18 protein-coding genes and 1 riboswitch are annotated in these 17333 nt (G+C 37.1%); of the genes, 2 read left to right on the top strand and 16 right to left on the bottom strand.

Annotated features, from left to right (window positions below; all coding sequences use genetic code 11):
* The 7 genes from BLP98_RS03730 to BLP98_RS03700 form a co-directional block, all read right to left on the bottom strand.
* A complete protein-coding gene (locus BLP98_RS03730; protein ID WP_074481981.1) occupies window positions 1-537 on the bottom strand; it encodes a F0F1 ATP synthase subunit delta in 537 nt (178 codons plus the stop codon).
* A complete protein-coding gene (atpF, locus tag BLP98_RS03725) occupies window positions 537-1034 on the bottom strand; it encodes a F0F1 ATP synthase subunit B (protein ID WP_074481980.1) in 498 nt (165 codons plus the stop codon). Before atpF ends, BLP98_RS03730 begins: the two co-directional genes overlap by 1 nt.
* A gap of 14 nt (window positions 1035-1048) precedes the next feature.
* On the bottom strand, window positions 1049-1768 hold the full coding sequence (atpB, locus tag BLP98_RS03720; protein WP_074481979.1) for a F0F1 ATP synthase subunit A: 720 nt from the start codon (window positions 1766-1768) through the stop codon (window positions 1049-1051).
* A gap of 38 nt (window positions 1769-1806) precedes the next feature.
* A complete protein-coding gene (locus tag BLP98_RS03715) occupies window positions 1807-2010 on the bottom strand; it encodes a F0F1 ATP synthase subunit C (RefSeq protein ID WP_021141992.1) in 204 nt (67 codons plus the stop codon).
* 339 nt (window positions 2011-2349) lie between these two features.
* Window positions 2350-3375 (bottom strand): diacylglycerol kinase family lipid kinase, encoded by a 1026-nt coding sequence (locus BLP98_RS03710; RefSeq protein WP_074481978.1) that lies wholly within the window; start codon window positions 3373-3375, stop codon window positions 2350-2352.
* 20 nt (window positions 3376-3395) lie between these two features.
* Window positions 3396-5354, bottom strand: coding sequence for an NAD-dependent DNA ligase LigA (ligA, locus tag BLP98_RS03705; protein WP_074481977.1), 1959 nt, complete (start codon window positions 5352-5354; stop codon window positions 3396-3398).
* Between the two features lie 117 nt (window positions 5355-5471).
* Entirely contained in the window at window positions 5472-5981 is a 510-nt protein-coding gene (locus BLP98_RS03700) for a QueT transporter family protein (protein ID WP_074481976.1), read from the bottom strand.
* 2 nt (window positions 5982-5983) lie between these two features.
* A riboswitch (PreQ1 riboswitch) is annotated at window positions 5984-6092 on the bottom strand.
* 28 nt (window positions 6093-6120) lie between these two features.
* Between BLP98_RS03700 and BLP98_RS03695 the strand changes: the two genes are divergently transcribed.
* Window positions 6121-6546, top strand: coding sequence for a GtrA family protein (locus BLP98_RS03695; RefSeq protein ID WP_074481975.1), 426 nt, complete (start codon window positions 6121-6123; stop codon window positions 6544-6546).
* Window positions 6547-6560: 14 nt separating this feature from the next.
* Here BLP98_RS03695 and BLP98_RS03690 read toward each other — a convergent pair whose 3' ends face one another.
* The 7 genes from BLP98_RS03690 to metK all read right to left on the bottom strand — a co-directional run bounded on the left by BLP98_RS03690 (window position 6561) and on the right by metK (window position 14073).
* Window positions 6561-7481 (bottom strand): YihY/virulence factor BrkB family protein, encoded by a 921-nt coding sequence (locus BLP98_RS03690; protein ID WP_074481974.1) that lies wholly within the window; start codon window positions 7479-7481, stop codon window positions 6561-6563.
* Window position 7482: 1 nt separating this feature from the next.
* Window positions 7483-8343, bottom strand: coding sequence for a methionyl aminopeptidase (locus BLP98_RS03685; protein ID WP_074481973.1), 861 nt, complete (start codon window positions 8341-8343; stop codon window positions 7483-7485).
* Window positions 8344-8467: 124 nt separating this feature from the next.
* Complete coding sequence (gene spxR, locus BLP98_RS03680; RefSeq protein WP_074481972.1) at window positions 8468-9751, bottom strand: CBS-HotDog domain-containing transcription factor SpxR; 1284 nt, start codon at window positions 9749-9751, stop codon at window positions 8468-8470.
* Entirely contained in the window at window positions 9744-10298 is a 555-nt protein-coding gene (locus BLP98_RS03675) for a GNAT family N-acetyltransferase (protein ID WP_074481971.1), read from the bottom strand. Before BLP98_RS03675 ends, spxR begins: the two co-directional genes overlap by 8 nt.
* Before the next feature lie 87 nt (window positions 10299-10385).
* Window positions 10386-11645, bottom strand: a complete 1260-nt coding sequence (locus tag BLP98_RS03670; RefSeq protein ID WP_074481970.1) for a UDP-N-acetylglucosamine 1-carboxyvinyltransferase — start codon at window positions 11643-11645, stop codon at window positions 10386-10388.
* A 282-nt stretch (window positions 11646-11927) separates the two neighbouring features.
* Entirely contained in the window at window positions 11928-12767 is an 840-nt protein-coding gene (locus tag BLP98_RS03665) for an AraC family transcriptional regulator (protein WP_074481969.1), read from the bottom strand.
* 115 nt (window positions 12768-12882) lie between these two features.
* Window positions 12883-14073, bottom strand: coding sequence for a methionine adenosyltransferase (metK, locus tag BLP98_RS03660; protein WP_074481968.1), 1191 nt, complete (start codon window positions 14071-14073; stop codon window positions 12883-12885).
* Between the two features lie 384 nt (window positions 14074-14457).
* Here metK and birA point away from each other — a divergent pair, with 384 nt between their 5' ends.
* The gene (birA, locus tag BLP98_RS03655) at window positions 14458-15390 is read left to right on the top strand and encodes a bifunctional biotin--[acetyl-CoA-carboxylase] ligase/biotin operon repressor BirA (RefSeq protein ID WP_074481967.1); all 933 of its coding nucleotides are present in this window, start codon (window positions 14458-14460) and stop codon (window positions 15388-15390) included.
* Here the strand turns inward: birA and BLP98_RS03650 are convergent.
* The gene (locus BLP98_RS03650; RefSeq protein WP_074481966.1) at window positions 15371-15565 is read right to left on the bottom strand and encodes a DUF3272 family protein; all 195 of its coding nucleotides are present in this window, start codon (window positions 15563-15565) and stop codon (window positions 15371-15373) included. The genes birA and BLP98_RS03650 overlap by 20 nt on opposite strands.
* An 88-nt stretch (window positions 15566-15653) precedes the next feature.
* Entirely contained in the window at window positions 15654-17333 is a 1680-nt protein-coding gene (dnaX, locus tag BLP98_RS03645) for a DNA polymerase III subunit gamma/tau (protein WP_074481965.1), read from the bottom strand.

Below are 17333 nucleotides of genomic sequence, written 5' to 3'. Positions count from 1 at the left end.
CTATTTCAAATTCATTTTAAATTCTTGCAATTGACGACGAATACTTGTGTCAATTACTTTATTATTAACATTGATGACAAATCCACCAAGGATTGACTCGTCAATGTTTTCAACAAGTTTTCCTGCTTTAACGCCAAATTTATCAGCTACCAAAGCTAGGATACGTTCCTTTTGTTCATCAGTTAAAGCTACCGCAGTTGTTACAACAATATCGTGTTGGTTTGTTGCGATAACAAAATCTTTTTGAACACCTTCTAAGATGGCTTTCAAGAACGCTTCTCGTTCATTCTGTAAAATTACCTCAAGAAAATTGTTCATGTAAACTGAACTAGACTCTTGAAGCAACCTAACAAGTTTTACTTTTTCATCACGTGAAACGACTAAACTTGACAAGAAGTCAGCTAAGTTTGTCTCTTCAAAAACAGACAACAAAGCTTCTGTTTCTGATTGGAGTTCAGCTAAACTGTCTTTTTCAATAGCAATTTCTACGAGACTTTTCGCATATTGCTCAACAAGAGCTTGTGTCTTTTTATCCATTAGGCATCTCCTAGCTTGTCAAGATAGCTATCAATGAGATTGCTTTGAGCTTCTTTATCAAGGTTTGTTGTCATGATTTTTTCTGCCAAAAGAACAGTCAAATCAGCAACATCACTTTTAACACTTGAAAGAGCTTCTGCTTTACTTTGTTCAATATCTTGATTAGCTTTAGCTTTCAAGCGGCCAGCTTCTTCGCGTGCTTCAGCGACGATTTTAGCCTCTTGATTTTTACCAGTTTCTTTGGCATCATCAATAATTTGTGTTGCCTCAGTACGAGCGCCAGCTAACTCTTCTTGGCGTTTAGCAGCAAGAGCTTCTGCTTCTTTACGTGCTGCTTCTGCACCATCAATATCATTAGCAATTTTTTCTTCACGAGCGGTAAAGATCCCTGTCAATTGTTCCCAAGCAAAAAGTTTGATGAGAACCAACAAAAGGATCACTGAACCAGCAGTAATAATAATATTACCAATACTTGTACTATTGATTAGTGTTTCCATTGATTATTCCTTTCTTAAGATTCATCCTCATCTTCTGGGAGTTTTTCTGAGATATATTTAGATGACAAAATAGTGAATACATATGCTTGAATGCATCCGATAAAGGCTGAGAAAGCAACCCAAGCCAAGTTAAGAGCAAATGCAAATGGTGCAAAAACTAAGCTTTTTGTACCAAAGCCTACAATCAAAGCAGTAACGACTTCACCAGCATAAATGTTACCAAACAAACGTAGAGCAAGTGATAATACGTTAGTAAATTGCTCTAAAATGTTCATTGGAAGCATCATTGGGAAAGGACTTAGATAGCCTTTCAAATATGCCTTGACACCTTTTTTTCGAATACCTTCAACATGGACAACAATCGCGACGATTAAAGACAAAGTAAAATCGACCATGAAAGTTGATGTTGGAGATGTCCAAAAGTTATAATCATCAGACTCCAATTTTACTAGCAACCCAAGGTTGTTAGCAATCAGAATGAAAAAGAAGAACGTGAACATCAACAAGCTGTATTTAGGAGTGTAATCTCCAAGATTAGGTTTAATCGTATTTTGTACGAACTCGTAGACATACTCAATGAAATTTTGTTTTCCTTTAGGTTTTAAAGTCATTTTTCGAGTTGCCCAAAAAATGATACCGAAGGAAATAATCACCGTCAAGAGAGACATCGCTAAAATGGTTAAGTCAAACTCAATACCAAAGACATGCGCTGTTGGATTTACAGGTGTTTCCAACTTTATCCCTCCTTCTTTTTAAAAGTTCTTAGTTAGACTTATCCAACGAAGAATGTAGATGCAAGAAGGACGAAGAATGTACCTTCGATGAAGGCTACTCCAAGGAACATAATTGTTTGCAATTTACTGAACATTTCAGGTTGACGTGCTGCAGATTTTGCAATGTTGGCAACGAGGATACCTTCACCAAGACTAACTCCTAGTACGGCAAGACCAAGTGCTAAGATTTTTAAATTCAACATGATATGAATCTCCTTTTAAAATTTTTTACCTCGTTATTTTAGTCCTATTTTGGTGAATTGTCAACGAAATCACCATTTTCGGAAACGTTTTCTCGAACTATACTTAACCTTTGTTTAGTTTTTTTGCGATACAAAAAGAGAAACGGCTAAATCCGCTTCCCTTTAGGCTTTTTAAGCCTTATTTACTAACATTTTATGGTAGATTTTCTATACAAACCATGTTGGAAAATACAAAACTAGACATAATGTCCAAAAACTACTTTTTCACTTCGTTTTCACACCAAACTGAAAGCCTTTTCTACTATTATTATAGAAGAAAATAACTTTATCTAACGTGAATTATTTATCCATTGAATCGTCTAAATCTTCAACTTCATGAGCGAATTTTTGAGCGATCGCTTCTAGTGCCAAATCTTCTTGATCCCAAACCAAGGCATCATCTGAAATTTCATCTGTATTAGCAAAGAAAGTAATGTGATTTTTAAGGTTACGAAGTTTGATTGGAGCATCTCCACCGTATTCACCATCCAGATTAATCATCATCTTCTTATCTGATAATGGTTCAATTTCCAAGGAATCTGTCTTGATATATTCAATACGTTTATCACCAATATGTTTACCACCATCAAGTACCAAACGAATCAAGTGTAAAATCTCAATCAAGTTAGCTGTTTTCACTAAAATCAAAGTGAACTTACCATCATCAAGTTTAGCATCTGGAGCGATTTGTTCAAAGCCACCTACTGAATTAGTGATGGCTGCAAAAATCATTGACACATCACCTTCAAAGACACCTTTTTCATGTTTGATGCGAACTGGAACCGTACGAATTCCTGGTAGAAGCTCAACCCCTTTTGCCAAATAAGCTAGGTAACCAAACATGGTTTTCAACTGACTGGGCACACTGTAAGTCAATTCTGTGAATGAACCTGCAGCAGCGATATTGATAAAATACGTATCCTCACGCGCTTGACCAATATCCATGTGAATCAGTTGGTTTTTACCAATAATTTTTGCAGCTTCAACGGGATTTCCACGAGGAATCTTAAGGGCACGCGCAAAGTCATTTGTCGTACCTGTTGGAATGATTGCCATTTTTGGTCGTTTTTCTAGCGGAGCAATTCCATTAACAACCTCATTAATCGTTCCGTCACCACCTGCAGCGATGACTAAATCAAAACCAGCCTTTGCTGCTCTCTCAGCTTCATTGCGAGCTGAATTTTCTTCAGGTGTTGTTTGAAAGGCAGAAGTTTCATAACCAAAGCCTTCTAAAATATCTAGAACTTCGGCAACATTTTTCTTCATAATTTCCTGGCCAGAGGTCGGATTATAGATTAAACGTGCTCGTTTTTGTTTTTTGACCATATTATATTACCTCAAAAAGATTATAAACTTTCTAACCAAGCTTCATCACGAACGTCAATTCCAAGAGCTTGGGCTTTTGTCAATTTTGATCCTGCATCTGCTCCTGCAACGACAATATCTGTCTTTTTAGAAACACTGCCTGTAACCTTAGCTCCTAAATCCTGCAACTTTTCTTTAGCTTCATTTCGCGTTAAGCGTTGGAGTTTTCCAGTTAGAACCACTGTCAAACCAGCTAATTGAGCATCTTTGGAAACTTTCTTTCCAAGATAAGCAAAATTAACACCAGCATTTTTCAATTCTGCCAAAAGTTCTTCGGCTTCTTTTTTTGCAAAATAGCTGCGCAGTGACTTAGCAATAACTGTTCCAAGACCATCAATATTAGCAATAGCTTCTTCATCTGCTGCCACAAGGTTTTCGATACTTTCAAAAACTTCTAGGAGCTGACGACTTGCTTTAGCACCAACATGACGGATTCCTAAACCAAATAATAATTTTTCTGCTGAATTAGCTTTTGATGCTTGGATAGCATTGTAAAGTTTTTCAGCTGATTTTTCTTTAAAGCCATCAAGCGTCAGCAAATCTTCGACACTTAGTCGATAAATATCTGCAACGTCATGAACCAAATCCGCTGTAAAGAGTTTCTTAACAATTGAAGGTCCAAGACCAGTAATATTCATGGCATCTCGACTGGCAAAATGCGTTAAGCGCTCTTGAATCTGGCTTGGGCAAAGTGGGTTAATACAGCGAAGCGCCACTTCATCCTCATAGTGAATCAGCTCACTGCCACATGACGGACACGTCTCAGGAATTGGCATTGGGACTTGCTTATCACGCTTACTTTCAACCACGTGAAGTACCGCTGGAATAATATCTCCCGCCTTGTAGACAATAACGGTATCTCCGATTCGGATATCTTTTTCAGCAATATAATCCACATTGTGCAAAGTCGCACGACTAACAGTTGTTCCTGCAAGTTGAACAGGCGTCAAATTAGCTGTTGGGGTAACAACACCTGTACGTCCAACCGTCCAATCTACTGACAAAATCTCAGCTTCTTTTTCTTCAGCTGGGAATTTATAAGCAATCGCCCAACGTGGTGCCTTAACTGTAAATCCAAGTTCTTCTTGCATAGCAAGGCTATTAACCTTAATAACGATACCGTCAATATCATACGGAAGGCTATCACGCTCTGCAGCCACTTCTTGAATAAATGCCCAGATATCTTCCATTGAAGATGTTGTAATGCGTTTTGGATTAACTGAAAAACCATAACGAGACAATTCTTCTAAAACGTCATTTTGTGTGGTCATACTTGTTGACGCCACTTCTTGGTACAAGAAAGTTGCCAGATTACGCTTTGCAACAACTGCAGTATTCAACTGACGTAGTGTTCCAGCTGCGGCATTACGAGGATTGGCAAATTCTGACTGACCACTTTCCCGACGTTCTTCGTTAATCTTATCAAAAGATTCTCTCGGCAAATAAGCTTCGCCTCGAACCGTGATTGTCAAAGACTCTTCCAATTTGTGTGGAATGTCTTTGATGCGTTTGACATTTTCAGTGATATTTTCACCGATTGAACCATCACCACGTGTTGCACCAACTTGAAGTACACCGTCTACGTAGACTAATGATACTGAAAGTCCATCAATCTTAAGCTCAGCCATGTAAGATGCATTTGGAAATTCTGCCTTGACGCGACGATCAAAATCATCTAATTCCTCACGTGAAAAAGCATCTTGTAAACTATACAGTGGTGTTTCATGTTGATATTTTTCAAAGCCATCTAAAATAAGACCCCCAACTGCTTGTGTCGGACTATCCGGCAAAATCAAGTCTGGATTAGCCTTTTCAAGCTCTACCAATTCACGATAGAGCTTGTCATACTCACTATCAGAGACCGTTGGTTGGTCTTGTGTATAATACTCTTTTCGATACTGGTTGAGTTCGTCAACCAATTTTTGAATACGTTCTTTCATATATACTATTTTATCACATCTGTAAAAAAATACCTTTTAAAACTTATCTTTTTTTTGAATTATATTTTTTATTATGTATAGAAAAAAACTTCCAAAAATGGAAGCTCATTTTTTCTATTATGCTGTTAAATCAAGGCGTTTTCCTAATTTATCCATGATAAGTGAGCCAATGAGAAGAGAGGCAAGTTCTCCTACTGCTGACGTAAACCATGTCATCAAGAATGGCGCATCAGCAACAACATACAATTCTAAAGCGATTGTAAACATTGAGGCTGCAAATAAGAGTGAAAAATAGAAAAATGCTTTGTTAAACAAACCATTAAACACATATTGATCTTTGTAACGACTAAATAGCATAACCCCTAAAGTCAAAAAGATAAATGTTTGACTACCGCCAACAAGAACATCAATCAAACCAAAACTATAAAGGTTAGCAATCATACAACCAGCTGTCAAACCAATGATATATTTTCGGTTGTAGAATGCTAAAAAGACTAGCATTTCTGACACTCGAAATTGATAAGCACCATAAGAAATAGCATTTAATGGCGGTGTGATTGTTAAAACAATATAAAGAGCTGCGACAAGAGCAACTTGGACAAAATCACGAATCGTGAAATTTTTCATAATTAATCTTCTCCTTTAACGTTAGAAGTACCCTTCTACGTTTATAATATGCTTGGCGAAAGGGAAATAAGCGCCAAGGGTTGTCTAGACAACGCTTAAAAGTATAGCACAAATTCATAAAATTTGATATAGTAGACCTATGAAAAAATTAATCACAAGCGAAGTTTTTAAGTATCTCTTTTTTGGTGTTCTAACAACTCTTGTCTACATGGGAACACGTTTAGTTATCTTTTCACTGACAAGTTCTGCAACTTTCTCAGCTGTTATTGCCAATATTGTTGCCATTTTATTTGCCTTCTTTACTAACGATTATTTTGTTTTTAATCAAGTTCGTAAAGGTTGGTTTGAACGCTTGGTCAAATTCACTCTTGCTCGCCTATCAACACTTGTTCTTGATTTAGCGTTAGCTTACTTCTTGGTAACAAAATTCCCACACATTATCGGACAATTTGTTAATGATAAGCTCTCAATGGTCAATGCTATTGAAACACTTTTTTCACAAGTGTTAATTATTGTTTTAAACTATGTCTTTAGTAAATTACTTGTTTTCAAAGATAAAAAATAACACCTAAAAAGGTGTTATTTTTTTTTGCCTCGTTGTGTTAAGATAGACAGCAAATCACCTCGTCTGCTTTCCATTTTTCCTTGTCTTAATTCTTGATAAGTCGCATTAAAGATAGCTCCTAAAATCAAGATATGAGCAAGAAAGATGAACCACAACATTAAAACAAAAATCACGACTGATCCAAACGTTTTAATATCTACCATTCGTTCAAATGTTCGTAGAATATAACTACTGAACAAATTATTCAAGAACAAGATAACAATTGACGTAAAAATTGTCCCTGGCAAAATATAACGAATACGTTTAATTTTGACATTAGGTAGAATAAAATATAGTAACATTAATCCAATAACAATGGTCAACACAGTTACCGGCTGAGATAAGTTCAAAATGACCGTTGCCACCGTATGGCTCATGTCATAATAAGAACTGATAACTTGCAGTACAGCTTTTGAAAAAGTCGAAAAGATTAAAACGAAAGTCAGCAAGAAAAGAATCAAAAGACTTCCGATAACACCTACTAGTCGACCAATGACAAAATCCCTGTGTTGTGCAACACCATATGCTTTATTGATTGCTTTTTGAAGAGAGGTCAGTGATTTAGACATAGTCCAAAATGCTGTCAAAGTGGCAACTCCCAAAATACTACCAGAAGGTTTTGAAAAAATATCAATGGTAATCGCTGACACTGATGGGTAAAGATTTGTTGGTAGATTTTTTTTCATAAATGCCAACAAAACATCAATATCAATATTCAAATATGGGAAAATATTAGCTGCAATGACAATCAAAGGAAAGGCTGTCAGCAGCAAATAATAAGCAACAGCAATTGCTGATAAATCAATCTCAGCACTGCGATAATGTTTTAGATAAACTTGCAGCGGTTGCCACTCTAATTTAGACCATAAATTGTCTAAGAATTGCTTTCGCTTCATCTTAGTAAGTTCTTTCTTCTCCTTGGCTTGTTAGAATTACAGGACCGTCTTTAGTAATAACAAATTGGTGTTCATATTGACATGAGAGACCACCGTCAAGGGTTTTATGTGCCCAACCAGTTTCCATATCAGTATCGATTTCCCATGTTCCTGTGTTAATCATTGGTTCAACAGTCAACACCATACCTTCACGGAGGCGAAGACCACGGCCAGCTTTACCGTAGTGAGGTACCATTGGTTCTTCGTGCATTGTAGGACCGACACCGTGACCTACCAAATCACGAACAACACCGTATCCGCGGCTTTCAGCATATTCTTGAATAGCAGCACCGATATCACCGATACGATTGCCAACAACAGCCTTTTCAATACCAATATAAAGACATTCTTTGGTAACATCCATCAGATTTTTAACTTCTTCTGAAACTTCACCAACAGCATATGCCCAACATGAGTCAGCCAAACCACCAGAATATGATTGGGTATATTTTTTAACCTGTTCAACATTGTCAAAGTCTAGTTTTGACACGTCAACAACTGACTTATTAAGTGGTTCAGTTAAGACCATATCAACTTTAAGTAAGTCACCTTCTTTTAGAATATAGTGACGTGGGAAAGCGTGAGCTACTTCATCGTTAAGACCACAGCAAGTTGCATATGGGTAATCCATGATTGATCCATCAACACCAATTTGAAGAGGAAGAGCATTCGCTTCTTTACAACGACGACGAACATATTCTTCAACTTCCCACATATCAACTCCGGGTTTAATCACTTCGCGCAAGCCAGTGTGAACAGAGGCAAGAAAATCCCCTGCACGATCCATTGCTTCAATTTCACGCGCTGATTTCAATGTAATCATATAAATATATACTCCTATAATAAACTCTGTAAATAATTCAGTACCCTTAATTATACACCGATAATCACTAAACTGTCAAAAATATCACTGTTTCAATAGCTTAAATCAAGAATCGAAAGCTTTATTAATTGATTTTCGTCGTTACTAAAGCTTTGGCAACAATCTGATCATCTAAAAGAATCTCAAAATCAATCACTGAGCTACGACGTTTTTCAGTAATAATACGTGGTTGAATAATCAAGCGGTCATCAATTTGAACAGCCTGCAAGAAATAAAGCATTAATTGTTCAATAATGATATTCTTTTGATGTTTTTTAGTTAAAACACGAACACTGATTTCCTTAATAAATTCTGTCAGAACACCCTGCGCAAAATTCCCAGCATGATCAATCATAGCTGGCTCAACAATAAACTGGTAAACACCGTCTTCTTGCTTCAAATTAGACAACATCTGGTCACTATATGTATATGAACTAGAATGCTGTAGATTCTGCAAATTCTCAACTGCTTGACGTCTTGTAATGACCCCAAGTAATGTCAGATCTTCTGCAACAACTGGAAGCATATTGAGATCTTCAAAAATCATCTTTTGACTAATATTGGCTAGACTTGCCTGTGGCTTTGCGACAATCAGATTTCGAGACATGATACTTGTGATGTCAACGTTATTTTCCTGATCAACAACATCCAACATACTAACCACACCGATCACCACATTCTTACTATTAACAACTGGAAAACGCACGTTTTTGGTTTGCTTAATCAAAGTATTAAAGTCACGGACGGTATCACCTTCGCGTAAAAAGCCATAGTCTGCTTTAACTTGATAAACTTGTTCAACGGTTGTTAAATCCGTTTTAATACGAAGATTAGATAACGCATGGTTAATCATTGTCGCAACAGTGAAGGTGTCATAGTTAGTTACCATAACAGGTATACCAAGTTCATCAGCCAAACGAATAACAGCTTCTGAAACTGAGAAACCTCCTGTTACCAAAATAGCGTTGTGCTTTTCAAGCGCTAGTAACTGAATGTTTTCTCGGTCTCCAACAATTAATAGGCCACCCTTGACCAAATAACGCAAAATATTTTCTTGCGTCATTGCTCCAATTGAAAACTTGCTAAATTCTCGGCTAAGCCCAGCTTTACCAGCTAAAACTTCTGAGTCACTAATGCGAGCAATTTCTGAATAGGTTAGTCGCTCGATACGAACCGCTGGTTTTTTCTCGATGCGAACCGTACCACTTCGAGGCCTTGTCTCAACAATTCCTCGATTTTCAGCTTCTTTGATAGCGCGGTAGGCTGTCCCATCACTAACATTTAAATGATTCGAGATGCTGCGCACACTCACGCGCTTACCAACAGCTAAATTTTCCAGATAATCTAATATTTTCTGATGTTTACTCATAACGATGGTCACCTTTACTCAATTGATAATCAACATAATCGCGCATTTTTCGACTATAGCGGTCACTTCCCTTAAATTGATGTTTCAAAGTGAAACCTGATTTTTGCGCTACTCGCTGACTCGCTATATTTTCTGCATGAGCAATCACATGCAGCTCCTGCAACCCTAACTCTTGGAAACTCAAAAATGCAAGTGTTTTTAAGCTTTCAGTCATTAACCCATTTCCCCAGAATGCTTGATTCATAAAATAACCAATTTCTGTTTTTAAATGATTAACATCTAATTTTTCAAAACGAATACAGCCAATCATTTTATGAGTTTTTTTATCTTCTATTGCCCAAACCCCAAGAGGTTCTTTCATAAAATAATGAACCATGAGAAAATCACTTTCTTCACGCGTTGCACGACTCGGGAAAATAAAGCGAAGATTATCAGGATTGCTACAAATTTCAAAAAAGTCCTGACTATCCTTATATGTAAAAGGACGAAAATACATGCGTTCTGTTTCAAAAAAAGCATATCGTCCTAAACGCGTCCAAATATCCATGACTTAATTATAACACATGACTTCGAAAATTAGTTTGATATACCTTAGCACCTTTAGAGTAAAAAAAGAAGCCTTTAAGGCCTCTTTTTATTCTTCAATTAATTTAATATCAGCACCAAGAGCTGTTAATTTTTCAATAATATTTGAGTAACCACGTAAAATAAATTCAACGTTGGTAATTTCTGTTTGACCTTCTGCCATCAAACCAGCTGTTACAAGTGCCGCACCAGCACGCAAGTCTGATGCTTTAACAGGTGCACCTGTTAATTTATTAGGGCCTTGATAAGCAATACGTCCGCCAACAATTGAGATATCCGCACCCATTCTTACCAATTCAGCAACGTGATTTGTACGTTTTTCATAGATTGTATCCAAAATCGTACCACGACCTTCAGCCACTAGCAACAACGGCGTAATTGGTTGTTGCAAGTCAGTCGCAAAACCAGGGTATGGTGATGTTTTAACTGACACAGCTTTTAATACTGATTGTTTTTCAACGAAGATAGCGTCCTCTTCAACTGTCATGCGAACACCCATCTCTTCGAGTTTTGCAATATAACTCTCTAAGTGTTCATAAAGAACGTTAGTGATGCGAACCCCTTCACCAATCGCTGCAGCCATAGCAATATAAGTACCAGCTTCAATACGGTCAGGAATAACTTGATGACGCGTTCCATGAAGGCTGTCAACACCTTCAATCGTAATCATATCAGTACCTGCACCTCGGACGTGAGCACCCATATTATTTAACAATGTCGCAACATCAATGATTTCTGGTTCACGAGCTGCATTTTCAATAATTGTACGCCCTTTTGCTTTTGTAGCTGCAAGCATTGTGTTGATCGTTGCACCAACACTAACAGTATCCATATAGATGTGAGCGCCATGAATTGGTTCACCTTCTGTTGCCAAGCGCATTGCTTCGCCTTCATAAGATACTTTAGCTCCCATAGCTTCAAAAGCTTTTAAGTGAAGGTCAATCGGACGAGGTCCAAGGTCACAACCACCCGGAAGACCTACAGTTGCTTCACCAAAACGGCTAAGTAAACTACCATAGAAATAATAAGAAGCACGCAAGCTATTGATTTTACCATATGGCATTGGTTGATTTTTAACACCACGTGGATCGATTTCAAGCGTTTCGCCTTCTCTCTTAATCTTAGCTCCCATCACTTCCATAATCTCAATCAAACTATCAACATCGGAAATGGCAGGAACTCCATCCAAAATAACAATATCATCAGATAGAATAGCTGCAGGAATCAACGCTACTACACTATTCTTAGCACCTGAAATAGCAACCTCTCCCTTTAAAGGTTTGCCACCATTAATAACAATTTTACGCATACATTCAAAACTTTCTGCTAGAATTCAACCTTTTCATTTTATCATAGATTATGCAATTTGACAAACTGATTATGGGGAATATTTTGACACTTTGTTAAGATTTTGTCATATTTTTTCGGATTTGAATATTATAGCTTCAAACTATTACTTTGTTTTTTCAAACTTTATCAGCAAAAGCCTTTTAAAATCAGGAGTTTTAACTTGTTTAATGACTATTTTATGGCAAGTGTAACAGAAATATAGATTTTATTAAAACTATGTGGTTCAAGGTAGAATTTAAGATCAGCCTTCTTTTACAATTGGTATCCATAACGCCATTTCGTAATCATCAGCATGGATATCGCCTTCAGCATAAACTTCAAAATCTGGAGCACCAGAATGACGGTAACCATTCTCAGGAAAGAAAACTTCAAGAACGTACTTCCAAGCTTCATGAATGGAATCGGGAACATTCCCTCTTACTGGCACAACAGCATACTCTGCTTCTTCAACTTCTAAAATGGTCAACCCCAATTTTTGCGCTTGTTTTTTATCCGTAACATCAACTCCAGCCAAATAACTAATTCCTTTACCTGCTGAGAGTTCTGAACAAACTCCAAATAGCTGAGCGTTTCCCAATTTTTTCAAGCAGTCAGAATCATAAGTAGCATACAATTTATCCCAAACCTTCGGACAATCCTCGCTTTCAATTCCCGCTGCCAAGACGCCTGCAACAGCAAAAGCTGCTTTATTTTCGATAGTAATATTCATCTTCTTTCCTCCGCTAATTTTTAGAGATAACTGAACTTTCGGAAACACCTTATAAGGCCTGCCATTTCTAACCTCAGATGGCGTTGCTCCATGAAATTTTTTAAAAGCTGCGCTAAAGCTGTCGGCTGAATCATAACCATATTTCATAGCAATATCAACAACTTTATCAGAACTTACTTTCAAATCCTGCACCGCTTCTGACAATCTACGCTTACGCAAATACTCTGACAAAGTCATCTCTGCTAAAACAGAGAAAAGCCGAGAAAACATAGGATAGGAATAACCTGACAGCTGTTGAATTTTTTTCTTATCAATTTCTGAATCTAAAACACTTTCAAGATAAGTCAAGGTTTGGTTAAATCGATTGATCATGGAAGTCACCTCCTATTTATAGTTTATCAAAATTGAGGAAAACTTACCCTAGATTTTAGAAACAAAAAATCTAAGATAAAAAAATCGCTGTACCAATAGTACAACGATTCAATTTCTATTTTACAGCTTCTTTCAAAGCATCAACTTTATCAAGTTTTTCCCATGGGAGATCAATATCTGTACGTCCCATGTGTCCGTATGCAGCTGTTTGACGATAAATTGGACGTTTCAAATCAAGCATTTGAATGATACCTGCTGGGCGTAGGTCAAAGACTTGACGTACAGCAGCTTCCAATTTACTTTCTGGTACAGTATTTGTACCAAAAGTATCAACACGAACTGATACAGGATGTGCTACACCAATTGCGTAAGCCAATTGAACTTCGGCTTTTGTTGCAAAACCAGCAGCAACAATATTTTTAGCAATGTAGCGTGCAGCGTATGAGGCAGAACGGTCAACTTTTGTCGCATCCTTACCAGAGAAAGCACCACCACCATGGCGAGCATAACCACCATAAGTATCAACGATGATTTTACGTCCTGTTAGACCAGAATCCCCTTGAGGACCACCGATAACAAAACGTCCAGTTGGATTGATAAAGAATTTAGTCTTGTCATCAAGATATTTAGCAGGGATAACTGCTTTGATAACTTTTTCAATCACATCATGGTGAATTTGTTCATTTGTCGCTTCTGGATCATGTTGTGTTGAAATAACAACAGTATCTACACGAGCTGGTTTATCATTTTCATCGTATTCAACAGTTACTTGCGATTTGGCATCTGGACGAAGGTAAGAAATTTCCCCAGATTTACGTAAGTCTGCCAATTTTTTAACCAATTTGTGAGAAAGTGAAATTGGTAATGGCATCAATTCAGGTGTTTCATCAACTGCAAAACCAAACATCAATCCTTGGTCACCTGCACCAATCAAATCAAGCGGATCTTGGTCGGCATTTCCACGAACTTCTAACGCTTCATTAACCCCTTGTGCAATATCAGGTGATTGTTCAACCAATGATGGATGAACTCCAACTGATTCGGCAGCAAAACCGTACTCAGCGTTAGTATAACCGATTTCTGCGATGGTATCACGAACAATGCGGTTAATATCGACATATGCTGTTGTTGAAATTTCACCAAAAACATGAACTGATCCAGTATATACAGCTGTTTCGGCTGCAACGTGCGCATCAGGATCTTGTTCCAACACAGCATCTAAAATAGCATCTGAAATTTGGTCTGCAATCTTATCTGGATGCCCCTCAGAAACTGATTCAGACGTGAAAAGTTTACGTTCTGACATAAAAATGTCCCCCCATATCATTAATTTTTCATTTCAATACCTCTAAGTATTAAAATGTCGGGAATTTTCCCTCTCGAAATCCCTGCATCAAAAGCAGACATTTCTAATGAGTTACAAAGTACCAATCTAAATCATCTAAAAAGAGATGGCGCGGTTAATAGCGTGTTAGTCAAGGCAGCGAAATCGCAGATAATACTGAAGTATATCAAGATGAGCTAACGAAGAATAACACACTATTAAACCGCTAGATTGTCTTATCGGGACTCATTGACTAGAATAGTGTATCACATTTTACCTAAATTGCCTATAGAAAAATTCTTACCATTTCGTAACAATTTCTAGTTTTATTAAGAATATTTAGAAAAAATATATTATACTATGAGTATGAAAACCTACGAAAAAATCTATTACTACTTGCAAGACCAAAGTGATTATACTAGTGGAGAGGCTTTGGCAAATGAATTTGAACTGTCCCGCACCGCTATTTGGAAAGCTATCAAAGCTTTAGAAGAAAAAGGCATCCAAATTGATTCAATCAAAAAACGTGGCTACAAAATCATCTCAGGCGATTTACTTCTTCCAGAAGTTATTTCTAAAGATCTTAAAATTGCTGTCACCCTTAATGAAAAAAGCGAATCAACTCAATTAGATGCTAAAAATAACATGGATATAGATAAACAAACGCATCTCTACTTAGCTCCTAGCCAAGAACAAGCTAAGGGACGCTTTGGCAGACAATTTTTTGCTTCAAAACAAGGTGGCATTTACATGTCACTTCACCTTAAACCAAATGTTCCCTTTGAAGACGTCAAACCATATACTCTCATGGTTGCTTCAAGTATCGTAAAAGCCATTTCTCGACTAACAGGCATCGAAACAGAAATCAAGTGGGTTAACGATATCTACTACAATGGTAAAAAAATCGCTGGCATTTTAACTGAGGCCATTTCATCCGTTGAAACAGGATTGATTACTGATGTTATTATCGGAGTTGGTATTAATTTCCACATCACAGACTTTCCAGATAACATTTCTGAAAAAGCCGGCTCACTTTTTTCTACTCAACCAAGTATTACACGAAACCAACTCATTACCGAAATCTGGAATCTCTTCTTTACCATTCCAGAAAAGGATTTAATCAAAGTCTATAAAGAAAAATCACTTGTTCTCAACAAACAAGTGACCTTTATGGAAAATGATTGTCTATATACAGGCCTTGCCCAAGATATTACTAATCAAGGGCACCTGATTGTTAAACTTGACGATGGTCAAGAGAAATTACTCCGCAGTGGTGAAATCAGTCTTTCTTCTTGGTAGTTGATGTCAGGGTCTGCAACAGTTTATCAACTGTGTAAGCACGCTGAATATCACGAAGCAACAATAGCCCCCAAAAGAAAGCAAAGAAATAGTCACCATCAAATAAACATTCATTAAAAAAGTAAGTTTCAAAAGCACACATTAGTGCCATTAATATAAAACGTCTCTTAGTCATACGTTTATTATAGCATAGATACTTGCTTTTATCAGTTATTATCATGTTTTCGATAGTAAAAGAATCCGAGTTATGACTCGGATTCTTTTTAATCTTCTACTTTATTAATTTTATCTGCTAGAAAGTCAAACCCTTCAGGAATAAAGGAATCATCTTTAACTTCTTCTTGAACGGGTGCTTGTTTTTGTTTTTTCAAATTTTGAGCAAATTCTGTTCGGATACTGTTAAAGTCTTTTCGCGGGACAGCCAAAATATTTGGTGAAAAGCCAGCAGCTTTACTCATGATGTTTCCAAACATATCATTGAGGTCCGTTCGCTTCATGGCTTGCTCAGCATTAAAAGCTGCATCAAAGGCCAAAATAGCATTTTCACTATTAGCAAGAACAGGTTCTGAACCAAGCAAAAGAGCACGATCTTGAGCAGAAATACTGTCTAAGATTTCATTCCAAGCTCCTTTAAGAGCTTCAAGATACTCTCTTGATTTCTGACTATCTACAATTGTCTCTTCCATAATCGTCAAAATCTTAACACGATCAACCTTGTATTGATAACTTGCCTTAGATTTTTTACGATTTGGCGTTTTTTGTGAAATGGCAGAGCTATCTAGTTTAGCTAGTTCATCTTTCAAGTCCTTGATTTCTGACTGTAGTCTTGCAAGTTCATCTGATAAACCTTCTGGTACTTGGGCTAGAGCTGCTTGCTTACCTGATTCTGATAATTGAATGGTTAACATTTCAGCATAAATTTTAGGCTGAACACCATTTTTAATTTCAGGTAAGGCTTTAGTCACAAGGTCAATCATAGCAAAAATGCGTTCTTGTTGAAGGCCAGCTAGATTTTCTTGGAAGGTTTGACTAGTGTGAGTATTTTCACCACCACTTTGAACAACCAATAAATCACGAAGATAATTCAATAAATCCGTTGCGAAACGACTCATACTCTTACCGCTATCGAAAATCGTCTCAAGATTTGCCAACGCTTGACTTGTTTGATTTGCTAAAACATTTGCCACAAAATCATCTAAAGCCGTCATTGAAATGCTGCCAGTGATTTCTTCTGCAATAGCTAATGATACGTGATTATCAGCTGTCAAGCTCAATGCTTGATCAAGAATAGAAAGTGCATCACGCATTCCACCTTCTGCACAGCGTGCAATCAAGGTCAAGGCGTCTTCTTCATAAGAAATACCTTCTTTGTCTAAAATGCTAGCCAAATGATCACGGATAGCTGCTAATTTAATAGCTTTAAACTCAAAACGTTGAACACGTGACAAAATCGTCGCTGGAATTTTGTGTAGTTCTGTCGTCGCTAAAATAAAGACAACATTTTCAGTTGGCTCTTCCAAAGTTTTCAAAAGTGCATTAAAAGCTCCAGTTGATAACATATGCACTTCATCAATGATGTAAACTTTATAGGTAGCACGACTTGGGGCATAGGTTGATTTATCACGAATTTCACGAATTTCATCAACCCCATTATTAGAAGCCGCATCAATTTCAATGACATCTTCAAGACTACCATTAGTAATATCGCGACAAATATCACATTGATTACAAGGTTCACCATTAACTTGGTGAGGACAGTTCATAGCCTTAGCAAAAATTTTAGCGGCACTGGTTTTACCAGTTCCTCGTGGACCTGAAAACAAGTAAGCATGGCTAATCTTTCCAGATGCCACTGCTTGTTTTAAAGTCGTTGAAATAACCGTTTGTCCAACCATTTCGTCAAAGGTTTGACTACGGTATTTTCGATAGAGGGCTTGATACAT

The organism is Streptococcus equinus, from assembly GCF_900104225.1.
GTDB lineage: Bacteria > Bacillota > Bacilli > Lactobacillales > Streptococcaceae > Streptococcus > Streptococcus equinus_D.
The sequence above is the reverse complement of the archived record's forward strand: the minus strand, read 5'-3'. Positions and strand labels throughout refer to the sequence as shown.